The sequence below is a fragment of the Geodermatophilus sp. DSM 44513 genome (genome assembly GCF_032460525.1).
Taxonomy (GTDB): domain Bacteria; phylum Actinomycetota; class Actinomycetes; order Mycobacteriales; family Geodermatophilaceae; genus Geodermatophilus.
In genome coordinates, this window is sequence record NZ_CP135963.1 from 1,932,884 (window position 1) to 1,952,305 (window position 19,422).

21 protein-coding genes are annotated in these 19,422 nt (G+C 75.3%); 20 read left to right on the forward strand and 1 reads right to left on the reverse strand.

All coding sequences use genetic code 11. The annotated features are described in order from the left end of the window. From RTG05_RS09390 to nusB, 9 genes are all read left to right on the forward strand, one after another. Window positions 1-819, forward strand: coding sequence for a shikimate dehydrogenase (locus RTG05_RS09390; protein ID WP_315912488.1), 819 nt, complete (start codon window positions 1-3; stop codon window positions 817-819). 5 nt (window positions 820-824) lie between these two features. Further along, entirely contained in the window at window positions 825-1,493 is a 669-nt protein-coding gene (locus RTG05_RS09395) for a prepilin peptidase (protein WP_166528412.1), read from the forward strand. 147 nt (window positions 1,494-1,640) lie between these two features. Beyond that, window positions 1,641-2,819 carry a chorismate synthase gene (gene aroC, locus RTG05_RS09400; RefSeq protein WP_166528413.1) on the forward strand — a complete coding sequence of 393 codons (1,179 nt, stop codon included), beginning with the start codon at window positions 1,641-1,643 and terminating at the stop codon, window positions 2,817-2,819. Next, window positions 2,816-3,358, forward strand: coding sequence for a shikimate kinase (locus RTG05_RS09405; protein ID WP_315912489.1), 543 nt, complete (start codon window positions 2,816-2,818; stop codon window positions 3,356-3,358). The genes aroC and RTG05_RS09405 overlap by 4 nt, the downstream gene beginning before the upstream one ends. A 5-nt stretch (window positions 3,359-3,363) precedes the next feature. After that, window positions 3,364-4,425 carry a 3-dehydroquinate synthase gene (gene aroB / locus RTG05_RS09410; RefSeq protein WP_315912491.1) on the forward strand — a complete coding sequence of 354 codons (1,062 nt, stop codon included), beginning with the start codon at window positions 3,364-3,366 and terminating at the stop codon, window positions 4,423-4,425. Window positions 4,426-4,441: 16 nt separating this feature from the next. Then, window positions 4,442-4,888, forward strand: coding sequence for a type II 3-dehydroquinate dehydratase (gene aroQ / locus RTG05_RS09415; protein ID WP_166528415.1), 447 nt, complete (start codon window positions 4,442-4,444; stop codon window positions 4,886-4,888). A gap of 76 nt (window positions 4,889-4,964) precedes the next feature. Beyond that, window positions 4,965-6,065, forward strand: a complete 1,101-nt coding sequence (locus RTG05_RS09420; RefSeq protein WP_166528416.1) for a M24 family metallopeptidase — start codon at window positions 4,965-4,967, stop codon at window positions 6,063-6,065. Beyond that, window positions 6,066-6,626, forward strand: coding sequence for an elongation factor P (gene efp / locus RTG05_RS09425; protein ID WP_166528417.1), 561 nt, complete (start codon window positions 6,066-6,068; stop codon window positions 6,624-6,626). It abuts the gene before it with no gap. Window positions 6,627-6,643: 17 nt separating this feature from the next. Then, window positions 6,644-7,051 carry a transcription antitermination factor NusB gene (gene nusB, locus RTG05_RS09430; RefSeq protein ID WP_166528418.1) on the forward strand — a complete coding sequence of 136 codons (408 nt, stop codon included), beginning with the start codon at window positions 6,644-6,646 and terminating at the stop codon, window positions 7,049-7,051. A 157-nt stretch (window positions 7,052-7,208) separates the two neighbouring features. Here nusB and RTG05_RS09435 read toward each other — a convergent pair whose 3' ends face one another. Beyond that, complete coding sequence (locus tag RTG05_RS09435) at window positions 7,209-7,763, reverse strand: transcriptional regulator BldD (RefSeq protein WP_166528419.1); 555 nt, start codon at window positions 7,761-7,763, stop codon at window positions 7,209-7,211. Between the two features lie 227 nt (window positions 7,764-7,990). Between RTG05_RS09435 and pyrR the strand changes: the two genes are divergently transcribed. From pyrR to rpoZ, 11 genes are all read left to right on the forward strand, one after another. Then, window positions 7,991-8,575 carry a bifunctional pyr operon transcriptional regulator/uracil phosphoribosyltransferase PyrR gene (pyrR, locus tag RTG05_RS09440; RefSeq protein WP_166528420.1) on the forward strand — a complete coding sequence of 195 codons (585 nt, stop codon included), beginning with the start codon at window positions 7,991-7,993 and terminating at the stop codon, window positions 8,573-8,575. Then, window positions 8,572-9,492, forward strand: a complete 921-nt coding sequence (locus RTG05_RS09445; protein WP_166528421.1) for an aspartate carbamoyltransferase catalytic subunit — start codon at window positions 8,572-8,574, stop codon at window positions 9,490-9,492. Before pyrR ends, RTG05_RS09445 begins: the two co-directional genes overlap by 4 nt. After that, a complete protein-coding gene (locus tag RTG05_RS09450; RefSeq protein WP_166528422.1) occupies window positions 9,489-10,775 on the forward strand; it encodes a dihydroorotase in 1,287 nt (428 codons plus the stop codon). The genes RTG05_RS09445 and RTG05_RS09450 overlap by 4 nt, the downstream gene beginning before the upstream one ends. Further along, complete coding sequence (gene carA / locus RTG05_RS09455; RefSeq protein ID WP_166528423.1) at window positions 10,772-11,935, forward strand: glutamine-hydrolyzing carbamoyl-phosphate synthase small subunit; 1,164 nt, start codon at window positions 10,772-10,774, stop codon at window positions 11,933-11,935. The genes RTG05_RS09450 and carA overlap by 4 nt, the downstream gene beginning before the upstream one ends. A 1-nt stretch (window position 11,936) precedes the next feature. Continuing rightward, the gene (gene carB / locus RTG05_RS09460) at window positions 11,937-15,251 is read left to right on the forward strand and encodes a carbamoyl-phosphate synthase large subunit (RefSeq protein WP_166528424.1); all 3,315 of its coding nucleotides are present in this window, start codon (window positions 11,937-11,939) and stop codon (window positions 15,249-15,251) included. Window positions 15,252-15,286: 35 nt separating this feature from the next. Continuing rightward, entirely contained in the window at window positions 15,287-16,630 is a 1,344-nt protein-coding gene (locus tag RTG05_RS09465) for a beta/alpha barrel domain-containing protein (protein WP_315912493.1), read from the forward strand. Then, on the forward strand, window positions 16,627-17,439 hold the full coding sequence (gene pyrF / locus RTG05_RS09470) for an orotidine-5'-phosphate decarboxylase (protein WP_166528425.1): 813 nt from the start codon (window positions 16,627-16,629) through the stop codon (window positions 17,437-17,439). The genes RTG05_RS09465 and pyrF overlap by 4 nt, the downstream gene beginning before the upstream one ends. Beyond that, on the forward strand, window positions 17,436-17,711 hold the full coding sequence (locus RTG05_RS09475) for a hypothetical protein (RefSeq protein WP_166528426.1): 276 nt from the start codon (window positions 17,436-17,438) through the stop codon (window positions 17,709-17,711). The genes pyrF and RTG05_RS09475 overlap by 4 nt, the downstream gene beginning before the upstream one ends. A 333-nt stretch (window positions 17,712-18,044) precedes the next feature. Beyond that, window positions 18,045-18,395 carry an integration host factor, actinobacterial type gene (gene mihF / locus RTG05_RS09480; protein ID WP_166528427.1) on the forward strand — a complete coding sequence of 117 codons (351 nt, stop codon included), beginning with the start codon at window positions 18,045-18,047 and terminating at the stop codon, window positions 18,393-18,395. A gap of 37 nt (window positions 18,396-18,432) precedes the next feature. Next, the gene (gene gmk / locus RTG05_RS09485) at window positions 18,433-19,008 is read left to right on the forward strand and encodes a guanylate kinase (RefSeq protein ID WP_166528428.1); all 576 of its coding nucleotides are present in this window, start codon (window positions 18,433-18,435) and stop codon (window positions 19,006-19,008) included. Window positions 19,009-19,094: 86 nt separating this feature from the next. Further along, complete coding sequence (gene rpoZ, locus RTG05_RS09490) at window positions 19,095-19,358, forward strand: DNA-directed RNA polymerase subunit omega (RefSeq protein ID WP_012949163.1); 264 nt, start codon at window positions 19,095-19,097, stop codon at window positions 19,356-19,358. Window positions 19,359-19,422 lie beyond the last annotated feature (64 nt).

A 19,422-nucleotide genomic window follows, 5' to 3' on the forward strand; every position in this document is an offset into this window, starting at 1 on the left:
GTGAGGGCCGCCGTCCTCGGCCGGCCGGTCGGGCACTCGCTGTCCCCGCTGCTGCACCGGGCCGCCTACACCGCGCTGGGCCTCACCGACTGGACCTACGACGCCCTGGACGTGGGGGCCCCGGACCTGCCGGTGCTGCTCGCCGGGCTCGGTGCGGAGTGGCGCGGCTTCTCGGTGACCATGCCGTGCAAGCAGGCCGCGGTGGACGTCGCCGACGAGGTGGCACCGCTGCCGCGGCTGCTGCACGCGGCCAACACGCTGGTGCGCACCGACGCCGGCTGGCGGGCGGACAACACCGACGTCCTCGGCGTCGGCACCGCCCTGCAGGAGGCCGGGGTCACCGGTGTGGACCGAGGCGCGATCATCGGTGCCGGGGGGACGGCGGCGGCCGCGGCCGTGGCGCTCGCCTCGCTGGGCGCGCGGAGCGTCGACGTCGTCGTCCGCGAGCCGGCCCGCGCCGGGGACCTGCTGCGGGTGCTCGCCACCCTCGGCGTCCCGGCGTCGGTGGTGTCGCTGGCCAGCACCGCCGTCGACAGGGCGGTCGTCGATGCCGAGGTCGTGGTGAGCACCGTCCCGGTCGGCGGCCAGGAGGCCGTGGCCCGGCTGGCGTGGACGGCGGGCCAGACGGTGCTCGACGTGCTGTACGACCCGTGGCCGACGCCGCTGGCGACCGCCGTCACGGCGGCCGGCGGCACCGTCGTGGGCGGCCTGGAGGTGCTGTTCTGGCAGGCCACCGCCCAGGTGGAGCTGATGACCGGGCACGCGGCACCGCTCGCGGCCATGCGCGGCGCGCTGGACGCCGCCGCCGGCGTCCGCTGACCGGCGTGCCCCCGGCGGACCTCCCGGCCGGCGCGGTCGCCGCCCTCGCCCTCGCCGGCGCGCTCGTCCTCGGCCCCTGGCTGGCGCGGGTGTCCGTGCGGCTGGCCCGACGCGACGACGTCGCCGGAGCCGGCCCACGGCGCACGGTGCTCACCACCGTCCTCGTCGCGGCCGCCCTCGCCGGGGCACTGCTGGTCGGCGGCCTGCGTCCGGGCACCGTCGCGCTGGCCTGGGCCGGGGTCGCCGGTGTGGTGCTGGGCGCGGTCGACCTCGCCGTGCACCGGCTGCCCGACCGGGTGACCGTCCCGGCGTGCGCGGCGGTGACCGCGGCCCTGCTCGTGGACGCGGCCGCGCTCGGCACCTGGCCGGCTCTGCTGCGCGCCGTCCTGGCCGGCACCGCCGCGTTCGCCGCGGCCGCGCTCACCGCGCTGCTGTCCCCGCAGGGGCTCGGGTTCGGCGACGTGAAGCTGCTCGGCCTGCTCGGCCTGGTGCTGGGCTGGGTCGGCTGGGGCGCGCTGCTGGCCGGGGTGTTCCTCGGCCTGCTGACCGGCGCGGTCGCCTCGCTGACGCTGATCGCCGCCGGGCGGGCCGGCTGGCGCACCGCGCTGCCGTTCGGGCCACCGCTGCTGGTGGGCGCCGCCCTGGCCCTGGCCCTGGCCGGCCCGCTCCCCTGACCGTGCCCCCGGGGACGCCCCGAACGGCCTGCTCCCCAGGGCCACCCCGAGCCTGGTGAGGTGCGGGAACGGCCCCCTTCCCGGGGCCCGCCCCGAGCCTGCGAGGGGCGGGGAGGACGGGGGTCCTCCAACTGGCACACTGGCGGCATGTTGCGCTGGCTGACCGCCGGTGAGTCGCACGGCCAGCAGCTCACCGCCATCCTCGAGGGCCTGCCCGCCGGCGTCCGGGTGCAGACCTCCGACCTCGACGTCGACCTCTCCCGCCGCCGCCTCGGCCACGGCCGCGGCGCCCGGATGTCCTTCGAGCAGGACGCCGTCTCCCTCACCGGCGGGATCCGGCACGGCGTCACGATGGGCGGGCCGATCGCGGTGCAGGTGGGCAACACCGAGTGGCCGAAGTGGCAGACGGTCATGTCCGCCGACCCGGTCGACGCCGAGGTGCTGGCCGGTCAGGCGCGCAACGCCCCGCTGACCCGCCCGCGGCCCGGGCACGCCGACCTCGCCGGCATGCAGAAGTACGGCTTTGACGACGCCCGCCCGGTGTTGGAGCGGGCCAGCGCCCGGGAGACCGCCGCCCGGGTGGCCCTCGGCGCGGTCGCCCGGGCCTTCCTCCGCCAGGCGCTGGACGTCGACGTGGTCAGCCACGTGGTCGGCATCGGCCCGGTCGCCGTCCCCGACGGCGTGGTGCCCGGCCCGCAGGACAACCCGCGGATCGACGAGGACCCGGTGCGCTGCGCCGACCCGGCGACCAGTGAGGCCATGGTCGCCGAGGTCGACGACGCCCGGAAGAACGGCGACACCCTCGGCGGCGTGGTCGAGGTGGTCGTGCACGGCCTGCCGCCGGGCCTGGGCAGCCACGTGCACTGGGACCGCCGGCTGGACTCCCGGCTGGCCGGCGCGCTCATGGGCGTGCAGTCGGTCAAGGCCGTGGAGGTCGGTGACGGGCTGGCCACCGCCCGGCGCCGCGGCTCGGTCGCCCACGACGAGATCGTCACTGCCGACGGCCGGCTGCGCCGGGTCACCGACCGCGCCGGCGGCATCGAGGGCGGGATGACCAACGGCGAGGTGCTGCGGGTGCGCGCCGCCATGAAGCCGATCTCCACCGTGCCCCGGGCGCTGGCCACCGTCGACGTGGCCACCGGGGAGGCGGCCGTGGCGATCAACCAGCGCAGCGACGCCTGCGCGGTGCCGCGCGGCAGCGTGGTCATGGAGGCCATGGTCGCGCTGGTGCTGGCCGACGCCGCGCTGGAGAAGTTCGGCGGGGACTCCGTCGCCGAGACCCGCCGCAACGCCCGCGGCTACCTCGACGCGCTCGGGGTCCGGTGAGCGCGACCCGCCGCCCGGTGGTGGTCCTGGTCGGGCCGCCGTCGTCGGGCAAGACCACCGTCGGCACCGCGCTGGCCGCCCGGCTCGGGCTGCTCCTCCGCGACACCGACGCCGACGTCGAGGCCACCACCGGGCAGCGGGTGGCCGACCTGTTCGTCGACCTCGGCGAGCCGCACTTCCGCGCGCTGGAGGAACGGGCCGTGGCGGCGGCCCTCACCGAGCACGACGGCGTGCTCGCCCTGGGCGGCGGGGCGGTGCTCAGCGCCGCGACCCGGGAGCGACTGGCCGGCTACACCCGCGCCGGGGGCACCGTGGTCTGGCTCGACGTGGACCTCGCCTCGGCCGCCGAGCGGGTCGGGCTGGGCCGCAGCCGCCCGGTGCTCGGCCTGAACCCGCGGGCCACCCTGCGGGTGCTGCTGGCCGCCCGCGCCCCGCTGTACGCCGAGGTCGCCACGCTGACCGTGCCCACCGGCGGCCGCGCGCCCGGCGAGGTCGTCGACGAGGTCGCCGCCGCCCTGCCCGTGCAGGCCGCGCCGTGAGGCGGGTGACCGTCCCGGGTCCGCGTCCCTACGACGTCGTCATCGGGCCCGGCGCCCGGCACGAGCTGGGGGCCCTGACCACCACCGTCCTCGCCGGCGCGGCCCGTGCCGTCGTCGTGCACGCCGCGCCGCTGGCCGGGCAGGCCGGCGCGGTGGTGGAGACGCTGCAGACCGCCGGGGTCGCCGCCGAGGCCCTGGTCGTCCCCGACGGGGAGGCGGCCAAGACCGCCGAGGTCGCCGCGGGCCTGTGGGAGGAGCTGGGCCGGCTCGGGCTGACCCGCTCCGACGTGGTCGTCGGGGTCGGCGGCGGCGCGGTGACCGACCTCGCCGGCTTCGTCGCGGCGACCTGGAACCGCGGGGTGCGGGTGGTGCAGGTGCCGACCAGCCTGCTGGGCATGGTGGACGCCGCGGTGGGCGGCAAGACCGGCATCAACACCGGCGCGGGCAAGAACCTGGTCGGTGCCTTCCACCCGCCGGTGGCCGTGATCGCCGACACCGACGTCCTCGCCGGCCTGCCGGAGGCGGAGTACCGGTCCGGGCTGGCCGAGGTCGTCAAGTGCGGCTTCATCGCCGACGGCGCCGTCCTGGACCTGCTCGAGCTCGACCCCACCGGCCGCCGGGACACCGACGAGCTCATCGAGCGGGCGGTGCAGGTCAAGGCCGCCGCGGTGGGGGCGGACCTGCACGACACCGGCGTGCGCGAGTTCCTCAACTACGGGCACACCCTGGGCCACGCCGTCGAGCGGGTCGAGGACTTCGGCTGGCGGCACGGCGAGGCGGTCGCCGTCGGGCTGGTGTTCGCCGCCCACCTCGCCGGCCGGGCCGGGCTGCTCAGCCGTGGGGAGGTCGAGCGCCACTCCCGGCTGATCGCCACCATGGGCCTGCCCACCCGCTACGCCGGCGACTGGGACCGCATCCAGGCGGTCATGCGGCGGGACAAGAAGAAGGCCTCGTCCGGGGCGCTGCGGTTCGTCGTCCTCGACGGCATCGGCAACCCGACCATCCTCACCGACCCCGATCCGGCCTGGCTCGACGCGGCGTGGGCCGCGGTCTCGGAGGCGGCATGACCACCCAGGTGCAGATGTGACCGTCCAGGTGCTCAACGGCGCCAACCTCGGCCGGCTGGGCACGCGGGAGCCGGAGAGGTACGGGACGACGACGTACGCGGAGCTGGTCGACCTGGTCACCGCCGCCGCGGGCGAGCTGGGCCTGCAGGTGCAGGTCCGGCAGACCGACGACGAGGGCGAGCTGCTGCACTGGGTGCACGCCGCGGCCGACGCCGGCGACCCCGTGGTGCTCAACCCGGCCGGCTGGTCGCACACCTCGGTGGTGCTGCGCGACGCGCTGGCGATGCTGACCGCCCCGCTGGTCGAGGTGCACATCAGCAACATCCACCGGCGCGAGGCGTTCCGGCACCACTCCTACGTCTCCGCGGTCGCCGACGGGGTGATCGCCGGGCTCGGCGTGCAGGGCTACGTGCTGGCGCTGCGGTGGCTGGCCGACCGCGGAGCCGACGAGGGGGCGTCGTGAGGCGACAGGGAGTGAGCATCGCAGCGAGGTCTGCGAGCGAGGAGCGGAGCGACCGCGGAGCCGAAGAGGAGGCGGAGTGAGGTACGCCGACCGGCGGGAGCGGCTGCGGGCGACGGCGGCGGAGCGGGGGATGGACGCCGTCCTGGTGACCGAGCTGCTCAACGTGCGCTACCTGACCGGTTTCACCGGCTCCAACGGCGCGCTGCTGCTCCGGGTGGACGGCGCCGACCTGTTCGGCACCGACGGCCGCTACACCACCCAGGCCGGCACGCAGGTGCCCGACGTCGAGCTGCTGGTCGACCGCGGCACCGTCCCCGCCCTGGCCCGGGCGGCCGTGCGCGGCGGCGCGGGGCGGATCGGCTACGAGAGCCACTCCCTCACCGTCGACGGGCTGCACGCGCTGCAGTCGGTGCTCACCGACGCCGCCGCCGGCGGCACGGTGCCGGAGCTGACCAGCGTGCGGTGCGCCGTCGAGGCGCTGCGCGCGGTGAAGGACGACGACGAGGTCGACGCCCTGCGCCGGGCTTGCGCAGTCGCCGACGCCGCGCTCGCCGAGCTGGCCGCCGAGGGGGCGCTGCGGCCCGGGCGCACCGAGCTGCAGGTCGGCCGCGAGCTGGACGCCCGGATGCTGACCATGGGTGCGCAGGCCCCGTCCTTCGAGACGATCGTGGCCACCGGCGCCAACTCCGCCATCCCGCACCACCGGCCCGACGCCACCGAGCTGCGCGGCGGTGACCTGCTCAAGCTGGACTTCGGCGCGACCGTCGACGGCTACCACTCCGACATGACCCGCACCGTCGTCCTCGGGGCGGTCTCGGACTGGCAGCGGGAGGTCTACGAGCTGGTCGCCGCGGCGCAGGCCGCGGGCCGGGCCGCGCTGGCGGTCGGCGCCGACGTGGTCGCCGTCGACGCGGCGGCCCGCGACGTCATCGCGCAGGCCGGCCACGCCGGGCACTTCACCCACGGCTTGGGCCACGGTGTGGGACTGCAGATCCACGAGGCGCCGGGCATCGGCCAGCAGGGCGCGGGTAGGCTCAGCGCCGGCATGGCCGTCACCGTGGAGCCGGGCGTCTACCTGCCCGGCCACGGCGGTGTCCGCATCGAGGACACGCTGATCGTCACGGACGACGAGCCCGAGTTGTTGACCCTCACGAGCAAGGAACTGCTGGTCCTCTAGATGGCTACCACCAACGACCTCAAGAACGGCCTGGTCCTCAACCTCGACGGCCAGCTGTGGACCGTCACCGAGTTCCAGCACGTCAAGCCCGGCAAGGGCGGCGCGTTCGTCCGCACCACGCTGAAGAACGTGCTCTCGGGCAAGGTCGTGGACAAGACCTTCAACGCCGGCACCAAGGTCGACACCGCCACCGTCGACAAGCGGAACATGACCTACCTGTACAAGGACGGCACCGACTTCGTCTTCATGGACGGCGACACCTTCGACCAGATCCCGGTGCCGGCCGAGACCGTCGGCTCCGGCGCGGACTACCTGCTGGAGAACACCGAGGCCACCGTCGCCGTGCACGAGGGCGTCCCGCTGTACGTGGAGCTCCCGGTGACGCTGGAGCTCGTCGTGGAGCACACCGACCCGGGCCTGCAGGGCGACCGCTCCACCGGCGGCACCAAGCCGGCCACGCTGGAGACCGGCGCGCAGATCCAGGTCCCGCTGTTCGTCAACACCGGCGACCGGCTCAAGGTCGACACCCGCGACGGCCGGTACCTCGGCCGCGTCAACTAGGGACGCGGTAGCCGCAGGTGGCCGCACGGTCCAAGGCACGCAAGCGCGCCGTCGACGTCCTCTACGAGGCCGACGTCCGCGGCAGCGACGCGCTCGAGCTGCTCGCCGAGCGGGTGGCGCAGGCGTCCCCGCCCATCCCCGAGCACGCCGTCCGGCTGGTCGAGGGCGTCGCCGGGCACGCCGACCGCATCGACGAGCTCATCGACCGGCACGCCCGCGGCTGGTCGTTGCAGCGGCTGCCCGACGTCGACCGCGCCATCCTGCGGATGGCGGTGTTCGAGCTGCTGTGGGTCGACGACGTGCCCGACCCGGTGGTCATCGACGAGGCCGTGGAGCTGGCCCGCACCCTGTCCACCGACGACTCACCGGCCTACGTCAACGGTGTGCTGGGCGCGGTCCTGGACGCCGAGGTCCCGACCGGCTGAGCTGTGCGATGGGTCGGCCCACCGGCCGAGACTTGATCGCAGGGGGCCGTGAGGAGCGGGGCCCGGAGGGTCCCCGACGAGCGGCCGGATGGGCTCCGTGCAGGTCGGGGACGGCTCCTGGCCGCGGACGGCCGGGTAGGCCGACGATGTCATTGCTTCACCGCGGGGCGCGGCGGCGCTCCCAGTTGGGGTTGATCTCCTCGTCGTCGTCCTCGCTGCCGCCGAAGCCGACGACGCTCTCCATGCCGGGGGAGAGCACCCCCCACTCGATGAGCCGGCTGGTCAGCTCGTCGGGGCTCATGTCGTAGATGATCGCCAGCGACTTGAGGTCCTCGGCCCGGATGGAGAGCACCTTGCCGTTGTAGTCGTGCCGCTGGGCCTGGATCGTGGAGGCGTAGCGGGCCAGCGGGCCGGCCTCGTCGGCGGGCAGCGAGCCCAGCGACTCCAGGTTGAGCACGATCTTCGTCGTCGAGGTGACCGCGGAGCTCGGCCGCGGGTCGGGCAGCAGCTCGGAGACCGGTACCCCGTAGAAGACGGCGAGCTCGGAGAGCCGCTGCACGGTCACCGCGCGGTCGCCGCGCTCGTAGGAACCCACGACCACTGCCTTCCAGCGGCCGTGGGACTTGTCCTCGACTCCCTGGAGGGAGAGCCCCTGCTGGTTGCGGATGGCGCGGAGCCGGGCACCGAGGGCCCGTGAGTAGTCGGTGCTCATCGCTTCCTGCTCACTGTCCGTCGTCGTGGAGGTGCTGTCGTCACGGAGCGTACTGGTCGCGCCGGTGCGGCGACACGGGGACACCCCTCCGGGTCACCCGGCCCCCCCGGGCGTGTCCCCTCACCGGCGCGGCGCGGGTCACACGGGCGGGTGCAGTACGGTCGGCCCCGGTCCCGGTCCGACCACTCCTTTAACGACCCGTCCCGTGAGGCGGGGAAGGAGGCCGCATGGCCCGCTCGCCCGCCCCTGCCCACGGCGACCCCGCGTCGCCGCCCGCCACGCCGCCCGCGGTGCTCTCCGCCGCCGACGTCGCCCGCGTGGTCGACCGGATGGCCCACCAGGTCATCGAGAAGTGCGCGGGTGCCGACGTCGTCCTCGTCGGCATCCCCACCCGCGGCGCCCCGCTGGCCCGCCGGCTGGCCGCCCGCATCGAGGCCTTCTCCGGCACCCCCGTCGACGTGGGCACCGTCGACATCACCCTCTACCGCGACGACCTGCGCACCCGCGGCGTCCGCGCGCTGGAGGCCACCGTGCTGCCCGAGGGCGGCATCGACGGCCGGCTGGTCGTGCTGGTGGACGACGTCCTGTACTCCGGCCGCTCGGTCCGGGCCGCGCTGGACGCGCTGCGCGACCTGGGCCGCCCGCGGGCGGTGCAGCTGGCGGTGCTGGTCGACCGCGGGCACCGGGAGCTGCCGATCCGCGCGGACTACGTGGGCAAGAACCTGCCGACGTCGCACAGCCAGCAGGTGCGGGTGCACCTGACCGAGACCGACGGCGAGGACGCCGTCCTGGTGACCGGGGGCGACCGGTGAGGCGCCACCTGCTGGAGGCGGCCGACCTGGACCGCGCCGACGCGACGCTGGTGCTGGACACCGCCGCGCAGATCGACGCCGCGCTGGCCGGCCGCGAGGTCAAGAAGCTGCCCACGCTGCGCGGCCGGACCGTGGTCAACCTCTTCTACGAGGACTCCACCCGCACCCGGATCTCCTTCGAGCTGGCCGCCAAGCGGTTGAGCGCCGACGTCATCAACTTCTCCGCCAAGGGCAGCAGCGTGTCCAAGGGCGAGAGCCTCAAGGACACCGCCCTGACGCTGGAGGCGATGGGCTCCGACGCCATCGTCGTCCGGCACTCCGCCTCCGGCGCCCCGCACCGGCTGGCGCACTGGGTGCGGGGTAGCGTGGTCAACGCCGGCGACGGCACCCACGAGCACCCCACCCAGGCGCTGCTGGACGCCTACACGATCCGGCACCGGCTGGGCCGGCTGGAGGGCGTGCGGGTCGCGGTCGTCGGCGACGTGCTGCACAGCCGGGTGGCCCGCTCCAACGTGCGGCTGCTGCACACCCTGGGCGCCGAGGTCACCCTGGTCGCCCCGCCCACGCTGCTGCCCGTGGGGGTGGGCAGCTGGCCGGCGGAGGTCTCCTACGACCTGGACGCCGTCCTGCCCAAGGCCGACGTGGTGATGGTGCTGCGGGTGCAGGCCGAGCGGATGGCCGCCTCGTACTTCCCCAGCGCCCGGGAGTACAGCCGCCGCTACGGCCTGGACGCCCGGCGCGTGGCGGCCCTCGGCGACGACGCGATCGTCATGCACCCGGGCCCGATGAACCGCGGGATGGAGATCGCCGCCGAGGTGGCCGACTCCGTCCGCTCCACGATCGTCGAGCAGGTCGGCAACGGGGTCTCCGTGCGCATGGCCGTGCTCTACCTGCTGCTGGGAGGTGCACCCGCGTGACGGTGCTGATCAGGGGCGCCCGCCCGTACGGGGAGGCCGCCGCCGACGTCCTGGTCGAGGACGGCCGGATCACCGCGATCGCGGGGTCCCTGTCGGCGCCCGGCGCCGACGTGGTCGAGGCCGCCGGGCTCGTCGCGCTGCCCGGCCTGGTCGACCTGCACACCCACCTGCGCGAGCCCGGCCGGGAGGACGCCGAGACCGTGGAGACCGGCAGCCGCGCGGCCGCGCTCGGCGGGTACACCGCGGTGCACGCCATGGCCAACACCGACCCGGTCGCCGACACCGCCGGCGTCGTCGAGCAGGTGTGGCGGCTGGGCCAGGAGGCCGGCCTGGTCGACGTCGTCCCGGTGGGCGCGGTGACCGTGGGGCTCGCGGGGCAGCGGCTGGCCGAGCTCGGCGCGATGGCCGACTCCGCCGCCCGGGTGCGGGTCTTCTCCGACGACGGGCAGTGCGTCGCCGACCCGGCGCTGATGCGCCGCGCGCTGGAGTACGTCAAGGCGCTGGACGGCGTCGTCGCCCAGCACGCCGAGGAGCCGCGGCTCACCGTGGGCGCGCAGATGCACGAGGGCGACCGCTCCGCGCGGCTGGGCCTCACCGGCTGGCCGGCCGCCGCCGAGGAGGCGATCATCGCCCGTGACGTGCTGCTGGCCGGGCACGTCGGCGCGCGGCTGCACGTCTGCCACGTCTCCACCGCGGGCTCGGTGGAGATCCTGCGCTGGGCGAAGTCGCGTGGCGTCCAGGTCACCGCCGAGGTGACCCCGCACCACCTGCTGCTCACCGACGAGTGGGCCGAGGGCTACGACCCGGTGTTCAAGGTCAACCCGCCGCTCCGGACGGACGCCGATGTCGCGGCCCTGCGCCAGGGGCTCGCCGAGGGCGTCATCGACGCCGTCGCCACCGACCACGCGCCGCACGCGGTGGAGGACAAGGAGAGCGAGTGGGCCAGCGCCCGCCCGGGGATGCTCGGGCTGGAGCAGGCCCTGTCGGTGGTGGTCGAGACGATGGTGCAGACCGGGCTGCTCGACTGGCGCGGCGTCGCCGACCGGATGTCGGCGCGCCCGGCCGCGATCGGCCGGCTGGAGACGCACGGCCGGCCGCTGGCCGTGGGCGAGCCGGCCACCCTGCTGCTGCTGGACCCGGGCACGCGCGCCGTCGTCGACCCGGCCGCGCTGGCCAGCCGCAGCCGCAACAGTCCCTACGCCGGCCGGGAGCTGCCCGGCCGCGTCGTCCACACGTTCCTGAGAGGTGTCCCCACGGTGCTCGACGGCAAGGCCCAGCGGTGAGCGGGGCGATCCTCGTCCTGGAGGACGGGCGCACGTTCCGCGGCGAGGCGTACGGCGCGATGGGGACGACGCTGGGCGAGGCGGTGTTCGCCACCGGGATGACCGGTTACCAGGAGACGCTGACCGACCCCAGCTACGCCGCCCAGATCGTGGTGATGACCGCGCCGCACATCGGCAACACCGGGGTCAACGGCGAGGACGACGAGAGCCGCCGCATCTGGGTGGCCGGCTTCGTCGTCCGCGACCCGGCCCGGCGCCCGGCGAACTGGCGGGCCACCGGCAGCCTGGACGGCGAGCTGGCCGCGCAGGGCGTCGTCGGCATCAGCGGGATCGACACCCGGGCGCTGACCCGCCACCTGCGCGACCGCGGGGCGATGCGGGCCGGGATCTCCACCGAGCTCACGGGCGAGGAGCTGCTGGCCCGGGTGCAGTCCGCCGAGGGCATGACCGGGGCCGACCTCGCGCCCGCAGTGACCACGACCGAGCCCTACGTCGTCCCGGCGGTGGGGGAGCGGCGGTTCACCGTCGCCGCGCTGGACCTCGGCATCAAGACCGCCACCCCGCGGCACCTGGCCGCCCTCGGGGTGGAGACCCACGTGCTGCCCGCCACGGCCACCGCGGAGGACCTGCTCGCCGCCGGCCCGGACGGCGTCTTCGTCTCCAACGGCCCCGGCGACCCGGCGGCCGCCGACTACGCGGTGGCGGCGGTGCGCGGCGTGCTGGACGCCCGCCGCCCGCTGTTCGGCATCTGCTTCGGCAACCAGATCCTCGGCCGGGCCCTGGGGCTGGGCACCTACAAGCTGCGCTTCGGCCACCGCGGGCTCAACCAGCCCGTCCTCGACCGGGTCAGCGGCACCGTGCGGGTGACCAGCCACAACCACGGCTTCGCCGTCGACGCCCCGCTGGACCGGCCGACCGACACGCCGTACGGGCCGGTCGAGGTCAGCCACGTGGGCCTCAACGACGACGTCGTCGAGGGGCTGCGGCTGCTGGACGCCCCGGCGTTCAGCGTGCAGTTCCACCCGGAGTCCGCGGCCGGCCCGCACGACGCCGCCCCGCTGTTCGGCCGGTTCGTCGACCTCATGGCGTCCGCCCGCTCCGGCGACGCCGTCAGCCCGCCTCCGGTCGTGGGGCACAGCACGGCAGAGAAGGAGGCCTGAGGTGCCCCGGCGGGACGACATCGCGCACGTGATGGTGATCGGCTCCGGGCCGATCCTCATCGGCCAGGCCGCCGAGTTCGACTACTCCGGCACCCAGGCCTGCCGGGTGCTCAAGGCCGAGGGGCTGCGGGTCAGCCTGGTCAACAGCAACCCGGCGACGATCATGACCGACCCCGAGGTCGCCGACGCCACCTACGTCGAGCCGCTGACCGCGGAGTTCGTCGAGAAGGTCATCGCCCGGGAGCGCCCCGACGCGCTGCTGGCCACCCTCGGCGGGCAGACCGCGCTGAACATCGCCATCGGCCTGTACGAGAACGGCACGCTGGAGCGCTACGGCGTGCGGCTCATCGGCGCCGACGTCGACGCGATCAACCGCGGCGAGGACCGGCAGCTGTTCAAGGACATCGTCCGCTCCGTCGGCGCCGACGCCCCCCGCTCCCGGGTGTGCGCCAGCGTCGCCGACGCGCTGGAGACCGCCGCCGAGGTGGGCTACCCCGTCGTCATCCGGCCCAGCTTCACCATGGGCGGGCTGGGCTCGGGCATCGCCACCGACGAGCCGATGCTGCGCCGGATGGCCGCCCACGGTCTGGCCGACTCCCCGGTGCACACCGTGCTGGTCGAGGAGTCGGTGCTCGGCTGGAAGGAGTTCGAGCTGGAGCTGATGCGCGACCGCAGCGACAACGTGGTCGTCGTGTGCTCCATCGAGAACGTCGACGCCATGGGCGTGCACACCGGCGACTCGGTCACCGTCGCCCCGGCGATGACCCTCACCGACGTCGAGTACCAGCGGATGCGCGACGTCGGCATTGCGGTGCTGCGCGCGGTCGGCGTGGACACCGGCGGCTGCAACATCCAGTTCGCCGTGGAGCCCACCACCGGCCGGCTGGTCGTGATCGAGATGAACCCGCGGGTCTCCCGGTCCAGCGCGCTGGCGTCCAAGGCCACCGGCTTCCCGATCGCCAAGATCGCCGCGAAGCTGGCCATCGGCTACACCCTGGACGAGATCACCAACGACATCACCGGCGTCACCCCCGCGGCCTTCGAGCCGACGCTGGACTACGTGGTGGTGAAGATCCCGCGGTTCGCCTTCGAGAAGTTCCCGGGCGCGGACCCGCGGCTGACCACGACGATGAAGAGCGTCGGCGAGGTCATGGCGATGGGCCGCAACTTCCCCGAGGCGCTGGGCAAGGCGATGCGGTCCACCGAGACACGGGTGGCCGGCTTCTGGACCGGCGTCCCCGACCCCCGCCCGGCCGCGGAGCTGCTCGAGGCGCTGCGCACGCCGGTCGACGGCCGCCTCGTCCTCGCCGAGCAGGCGCTGTCCGCCGGCGCGACGGTCGAGGACGTCGCGGCTGCCAGCGGCTTCGACCCGTGGTTCGTCGACCAGATCGCCCTGGTCTCCGAGCTCGGCGACGAGGTCCGGGCGGCCCCCGCGCTCACGCCGGACCTGCTGCGGCGGGCCAAGCGGTACGGGGTGAGCGACCGGCAGATCGCCGCGCTGCGCCCCGAGCTGGCCGGGGAGGACGGCGTCCGCACGCTGCGCCGCCGCCTGGGCATCCGGCCGGTCTACAAGACCGTCGACACCTGCGCCGCGGAGTTCGCCGCCCGCACCCCGTACCACTACTCCTCCTACGACGAGGAGGACGAGGTGGCGCCCCGGGAGCGGCCGGCCGTGCTGATCCTGGGGTCGGGGCCCAACCGGATCGGCCAGGGCATCGAGTTCGACTACTCCTGCGTGCACGCCGTCCAGGCGCTGCAGGACGCCGGCTACGAGGCGGTGATGGTCAACTGCAACCCCGAGACCGTCTCCACCGACTACGACACCGCCGACCGGCTGTACTTCGAGCCGCTCACCCTCGAGGACGTCCTGGAGGTGGTGGAGGCCGAGCGCGCCGCCGGCCCGGTCGCCGGGGTCATCTGCACCCTCGGCGGGCAGACCCCGCTGGCGCTGGCGCAGCGGCTCAAGGACGCCGGCGTCCCGGTGTTGGGCACCCTGCCGGAGGCCATCGACGCCGCCGAGGACCGTGGCGCGTTCTCCCGGGTGCTGGCCGACACCGGCCTGCTGGCTCCCACGCACGGGACGGCGACGACCTTCGCCGAGGCGCGGGCCATCGCCGCGGGGATCGGCTACCCGGTGCTGGTGCGGCCCTCCTACGTGCTCGGCGGGCGCGGCATGGAGATCGTCTACGACGACGCCACGCTGGAGGCCTACATCGCCAAGGCCACCGACGTGAGCCCGGCGCACCCGGTGCTGGTCGACCGGTTCCTGGAGGACGCCGTCGAGATCGACGTCGACGCGCTCTACGACGGCACCGAGCTGTTCCTCGGCGGCGTCATGGAGCACATCGAGGAGGCCGGCATCCACTCCGGTGACTCCGCGTGCGCCCTGCCGCCGATCACGCTGGGCACCGACGACGTCGGCCGCATCCGGGCGGCCACCGAGCTGCTGGCCGCGCGGATCGGCGTGCGCGGGCTGGTCAACGTGCAGTACGCGCTCAAGGACGACGTCCTCTACGTCATCGAGGCCAACCCGCGGGCCAGCCGCACCGTGCCGTTCGTGTCCAAGGCGACCGCGGTGCAGCTGGCCAAGGCCGCGGCGCGGATCGCGGTGGGCGAGACGGTCGCCGAGCTGCGGGAGGCCGGGGTGCTGCCGCCCAGCGGCGACGGCGCGGACCTGCCCGCGGACATGCCGATCGCGGTCAAGGAGGCGGTGCTGCCCTTCCACCGCTTCCGCACCGTCGAGGGCCACGGCGTGGACACGGTGCTGTCCCCGGAGATGAAGTCCACCGGCGAGGTGATGGGCCTGGACGCCGACTTCGGCCCGGCGTTCGCCAAGTCCCAGGCCGCCGCCTACGGGTCGCTGCCCACCGAGGGCACCGTGTTCGTCTCGCTGGCCAACCGGGACAAGCGCTCGGCGATCTTCCCGGTCAAGCGGCTGGCCGACCTCGGCTTCCGGGTGCTGGCCACCGCGGGCACCGCGCAGGTGCTGCGCCGCAACGGGGTGGCCTGCGAGGTGGTCGGCAAGTACAGCGCCGGGCCGGGCAACTGCGTCGAGCGGATCCTCGCCGGTGACGTCGACATGGTCGTCAACACCCCGTTCGGCTCCCCGGGCAACAGCGGGCCGCGGCTGGACGGCTACGAGATCCGCACCGCCGCCGTGGCCACCGACATCCCCTGCATCACCACCGTGCCCGGCCTGGCCGCCGCGGTGCAGGGCATCGAGGCGCTGCGCCGCGGGGACATCGGCGTCCGCAGCCTGCAGGAGGTGCACGCCGCACTGGCCGAGGCCCGGGCGCAGGCGCAGGCCCGCCGGTGAACCGCCAATATCGCGATTTTGGCGGAGGAGGGGGCGTGGTCGGGCGGGTGCGGGAGGAGCTGGTCGCCCGGAGGCTGGTCGACGGGCTGCCCGAGGCGTTCCTCGCGGGGGTGACCCGCTTCGCCCGGCCCCCGCAGGCCGAGCTCGACGCGCTGGCCACCGCGGCCCGCGGGCTGGCCGCCCGGCTGGCCGCCGGCGAGGCGGGGGACGACGACCTGCCGCTGCTCACCCGGGTGGCCACCTTCGCCGGCTGCGCGCAGCTGCTCGCCGACGCGGGGGCGAGCACGCCGGCCTACGACGTCCTCGGCTCCTACCGGGACAACCTCGGCCGGCCGCTGGGCCCCCGGCTGCCCGCGCGCCCGGCCGCGGGGAGGCGGCGCTGGCGGGTGCTCGGCCGCGAGGTGGGCTTCCCGATCGGCATCCCCGCCTGCGTGCTCAACGGCGACGAGCGGTGGGTCGCCCACAACGCCGCCAACGGCTACAGCGTGCTCACCTACAAGACCGTGCGCAGCCGGGCGCACCCGGCCAACGCCCAGCCCAACTGGACGTTCGCGCCCCGGGAGACGGCGAGCCTCCCGCCGGGCGCGGCCGGCACGGTCACCTCCGACCCGTGGGACTGGGTGCCGCCGGGCTCGCCGGAGGTCAGCACGGTCAACTCCTTCGGAGTCCCCTCCCGGGCACCGGAGGAGTGGATGGCCGACCTCGAGCGGTCCCTCACCGTGCTGGACGACGACCAGCTGCTGCTGGTCAGCGTCATGGGGGAGGGGGACGGCCCGGCCCTGGTCGAGGACTTCGCGCACGCCGCCCGCCTGGCCCAGGAGGCCGGCGCGACCGTCGTGGAGCTGAACCTGTCCTGCCCCAACACGCTGAGCCGCTCTGCCACGGGCGTCGAGCCGCCGCTGTGCCTGGACGCCGACGCGACCGTCGCCGTCGTCGAGGGCGCGCGTCGCGCGCTGGACGACCGCACCGGCCTGGTCGCCAAGCTCTCCTGGCTCGACGAGGCGCGCCTGGCCGCGCTGGTGCCGCGCCTGGCCCCTCTCGTGGACGGCGTGGCCGGGATCAACACGCTGCAGAGCCGGGTGGTGCGCAGCGACGGCGAGCCCACCTTCCCCGGCCGCGCGCTGGCCGGGCTGTCCGGCGCCGCCGCACGCGACTCGGCGCTGGACCTCACCCGCCGGCTGGTCGCGCTGCGTGCGGCCGGCGGGTGGACCTTCGACGTCCTGGCGATGGGCGGGGTCACCGACCCGGCGTCGTTCGCCGCGCTGTGGGAGGCCGGTGCGGACGCCGTGCAGTCGGCCTCCGGGGCCTTCGCCTCCCCGTACCTGGCCCGCGACTGCGCCGCCGCCCTCGGCGAGAGCCTGTCCCGGGCGGTCGCGTGACGGTGCCCTTCGGGCGGCGGCTGACCGACGCCGTCGCCGCCCGCGGGCCGCTGTGCGTGGGCATCGACCCGCACGCGTCCCTGCTGGCGCACTGGGGCCTGCCCGACGACCCCGGGGGGTTGGCCCGCTTCACGGACGCCGTCGTCGACGCCCTGGCCGGTACGGTCGCCGTCCTCAAGCCGCAGCTGGCCTTCTACGAGCGGCACGGCTCGCGGGGCCTGGCCGTGCTGGAGGGCGGCGTGGCCCGCGCCCGCGCCGCCGGAGCGCTGGTGCTGCTGGACGCCAAACGCGGCGACATCGGCTCGACGATGGACGCCTACGCCGACGTGCTGCGCCCCGGGCACCCGATGGCCGCCGACGCCCTGACCGTGAGCCCCTACCTGGGGCCCGGCGCGCTGCAGCCGGCCGTCGACACCGCCCGGGCGCACGGCGGCGGGCTGTTCGTGCTGGCCCGCACCTCCAACCCGGACGCCGGCACGCTGCAGCACGCCCGCGTGGGGGAGCGCTCGGTCGCCCAGGTCGTCGTCGACACCGTCCGCGGCTGGAACGCCGACGACCGCTCCGGCTCCTTCGGCGTCGTCGTCGGCGCCACGCTGGCCGCGCTCGACGTCGACCTGACCGGCCTCGGCGGCCCGGTGCTCGCCCCCGGGCTCGGCGCCCAGGGCGGGTCGGTCGCCGACCTGCGCCGGTTGTTCGACCGCGGGACCGCCGTCGTCCCGACCGTCTCCCGCGACGTGCTCGCCGCCGGCCCGGACCCGGCGGCGCTGCGTGCCGCCGCCGGGCGGTGGGCCGCGGAGCTCGCCCGGTGAGGCGGGGGCCGGCGCTGCTCGCCGCGCTCGGCCTGCTGCTCGTGGCGGTCGGCGGCGTCCTCGTCGCCGGGGCGGACGGCGTCGAGCAGGTGGTGTCCGGGGGCCGTTCCCAGCCGCCGGCCGCCCAGGCGTACACCAGCACGCTGACGCTGGCGTTCGACGACGCGGTCGTCTGGACGCGGGTGCACCTCACCGGGCTGGCGCTCGCGGTCACCGGTGCGCTCCTGCTCGCCGGCCTGGGGGGCTGGGTGCTGGGCCGGCGCGGACCGTGAGCACGTCCGGAACCGGCCGGTCCGGCCGCCGACCAGGGACTTCGGTCCCGCGTCGGCGTGTCGGAACGGCCGTACCGGCCCGTGATCGTCCGCTGCCCGAGACGGCCACCACCCGGGCTGACCTGCAGAGATGACATACGGTGACCATGTTGACCGACCCAGCGTCACCGACACCTCACGGAATGTCGGGGACGGGGGGTTCAGTGGGGCGTGACCTGCGCATACAGCGGGAGCTAGGTTGGCCGCCAGGCTCAGCAGTGAGTCCTGACGCCGACACAGCCCGAGCCCCCGCCGGCCGGTCCCGAGGCCGGCGACGACAGATTGGGTCGCACCATGCCCCTCCCTGACCTCTCCCCGGAACAGCGTGCTGCGGCGTTGGAGAAGGCCGCGGCCGCCCGCAAGGCCCGCGCCGAGTTGCGCGAGCGGCTCAAGAGCAAGGGCGCGACGGTCGGTGACGTCCTCAAGCAGGGTGACACCGACGAGGTGATCGGCAAGATGCGCGTCTCCGCGGTGCTGGAGTCCCTGCCCGGAGTCGGCAAGGCGCGGGCTGCGAAGATCATGGAGCGGCTCGAGATCTCCCCGACCCGCCGGGTGCGCGGTCTGGGTGCCAACCAGCGCAGGGCCCTCGAGACGGAGTTCGGCGGCGAGGAGGTCGTCCCCGAGCAGGTCCCCGTCGAGGGCTGACCCGCAGGACCTGGCACCCGGAGGTCGAGGACGACGCGTGGCACCTGCTCCCCACGAGCCCGCACCAGCACGGCTGACCGTGCTCTCCGGCCCCTCCGGTGTCGGCAAGGGCACGGTCGTGGCGGAGGTCCGGCACCGGTACCCCGACGTGTGGGTCTCGGTGTCGGCCACCACCCGCCGGCCCCGGCCCGGTGAGGTCGACGGGGTGCACTACCACTTCGTCTCCGACGCCGAGTTCGACCGACTGATCGCCGAGGACGGCCTGCTGGAGTGGGCCGAGTACGCCGGCAACCGCTACGGCACCCCGGTGGCCCCCGTCCGCGAGCGGCTCGCCGCCGGGGCCCCGGCCCTGCTGGAGATCGAGCTGCAGGGTGCCCGGCAGGTCCGGGCGCGTGACGCCGACGCCCAGCTGGTCTTCCTCGCCCCGCCGTCGTGGGCCGAGCTGCAGAGCCGGCTGGCCGGCCGCGGCTCGGAGCCCCCGGCCGTGCAGGAGCGGCGGCTGGCCATCGCCCAGGCCGAGCTGGACGCCGCCGGCGAGTTCGACGTGGTGGTGGTCAACGACGACGTGTCCCGGGCCGCCGACGAGTTGGTACGATTGCTGACTGCGCCCTGACCCGGGTCCCCTGGGACGGCGGCGCGCCCGAGCTGTGGGCCGCCGCACCGCCGCCCGCCGAACCGATCTGAGGAGCACGCCCGCCCGTGTCCGGAGTCGCACCCGCCCCCGAGGGCATCACCAACCCGCCGATCGACGAGCTGCTCGAGCGCACCAGCAGCAAGTACGGCCTGGTGATCTTCGCCGCCAAGCGCGCCCGCCAGATCAACGCCTACTACAGCCAGCTGTCGGAGGGCCTGCTGGAGTACGTCGGCCCGCTGGTCGACACCGCTCCGCAGGAGAAGCCGCTGTCCATCGCGCTGCGCGAGATCAACGAGGGCCTGCTCACCCACACCGCCGGCGAGAACTGAAAGAGGACCCCCGTGCCCCCCACCGCTCGCGAGCTCGCGGCGGGGCCCTGCACGAGGGCCGCCT

Coding starts and splice junctions, on each gene's coding strand:
- aroC (WP_166528413.1), top strand. CDS start 1,641: ATGTTGCGCTGGCTGACCGCCGGTGAGTCGCACGGCCAGCAGCTCACC.
- efp (WP_166528417.1), top strand. CDS start 6,066: ATGGCTACCACCAACGACCTCAAGAACGGCCTGGTCCTCAACCTCGAC.
- RTG05_RS09435 (WP_166528419.1), bottom strand. CDS start 7,763: ATGAGCACCGACTACTCACGGGCCCTCGGTGCCCGGCTCCGCGCCATC.
- pyrR (WP_166528420.1), top strand. CDS start 7,991: ATGGCCCGCTCGCCCGCCCCTGCCCACGGCGACCCCGCGTCGCCGCCC.
- mihF (WP_166528427.1), top strand. CDS start 18,045: ATGCCCCTCCCTGACCTCTCCCCGGAACAGCGTGCTGCGGCGTTGGAG.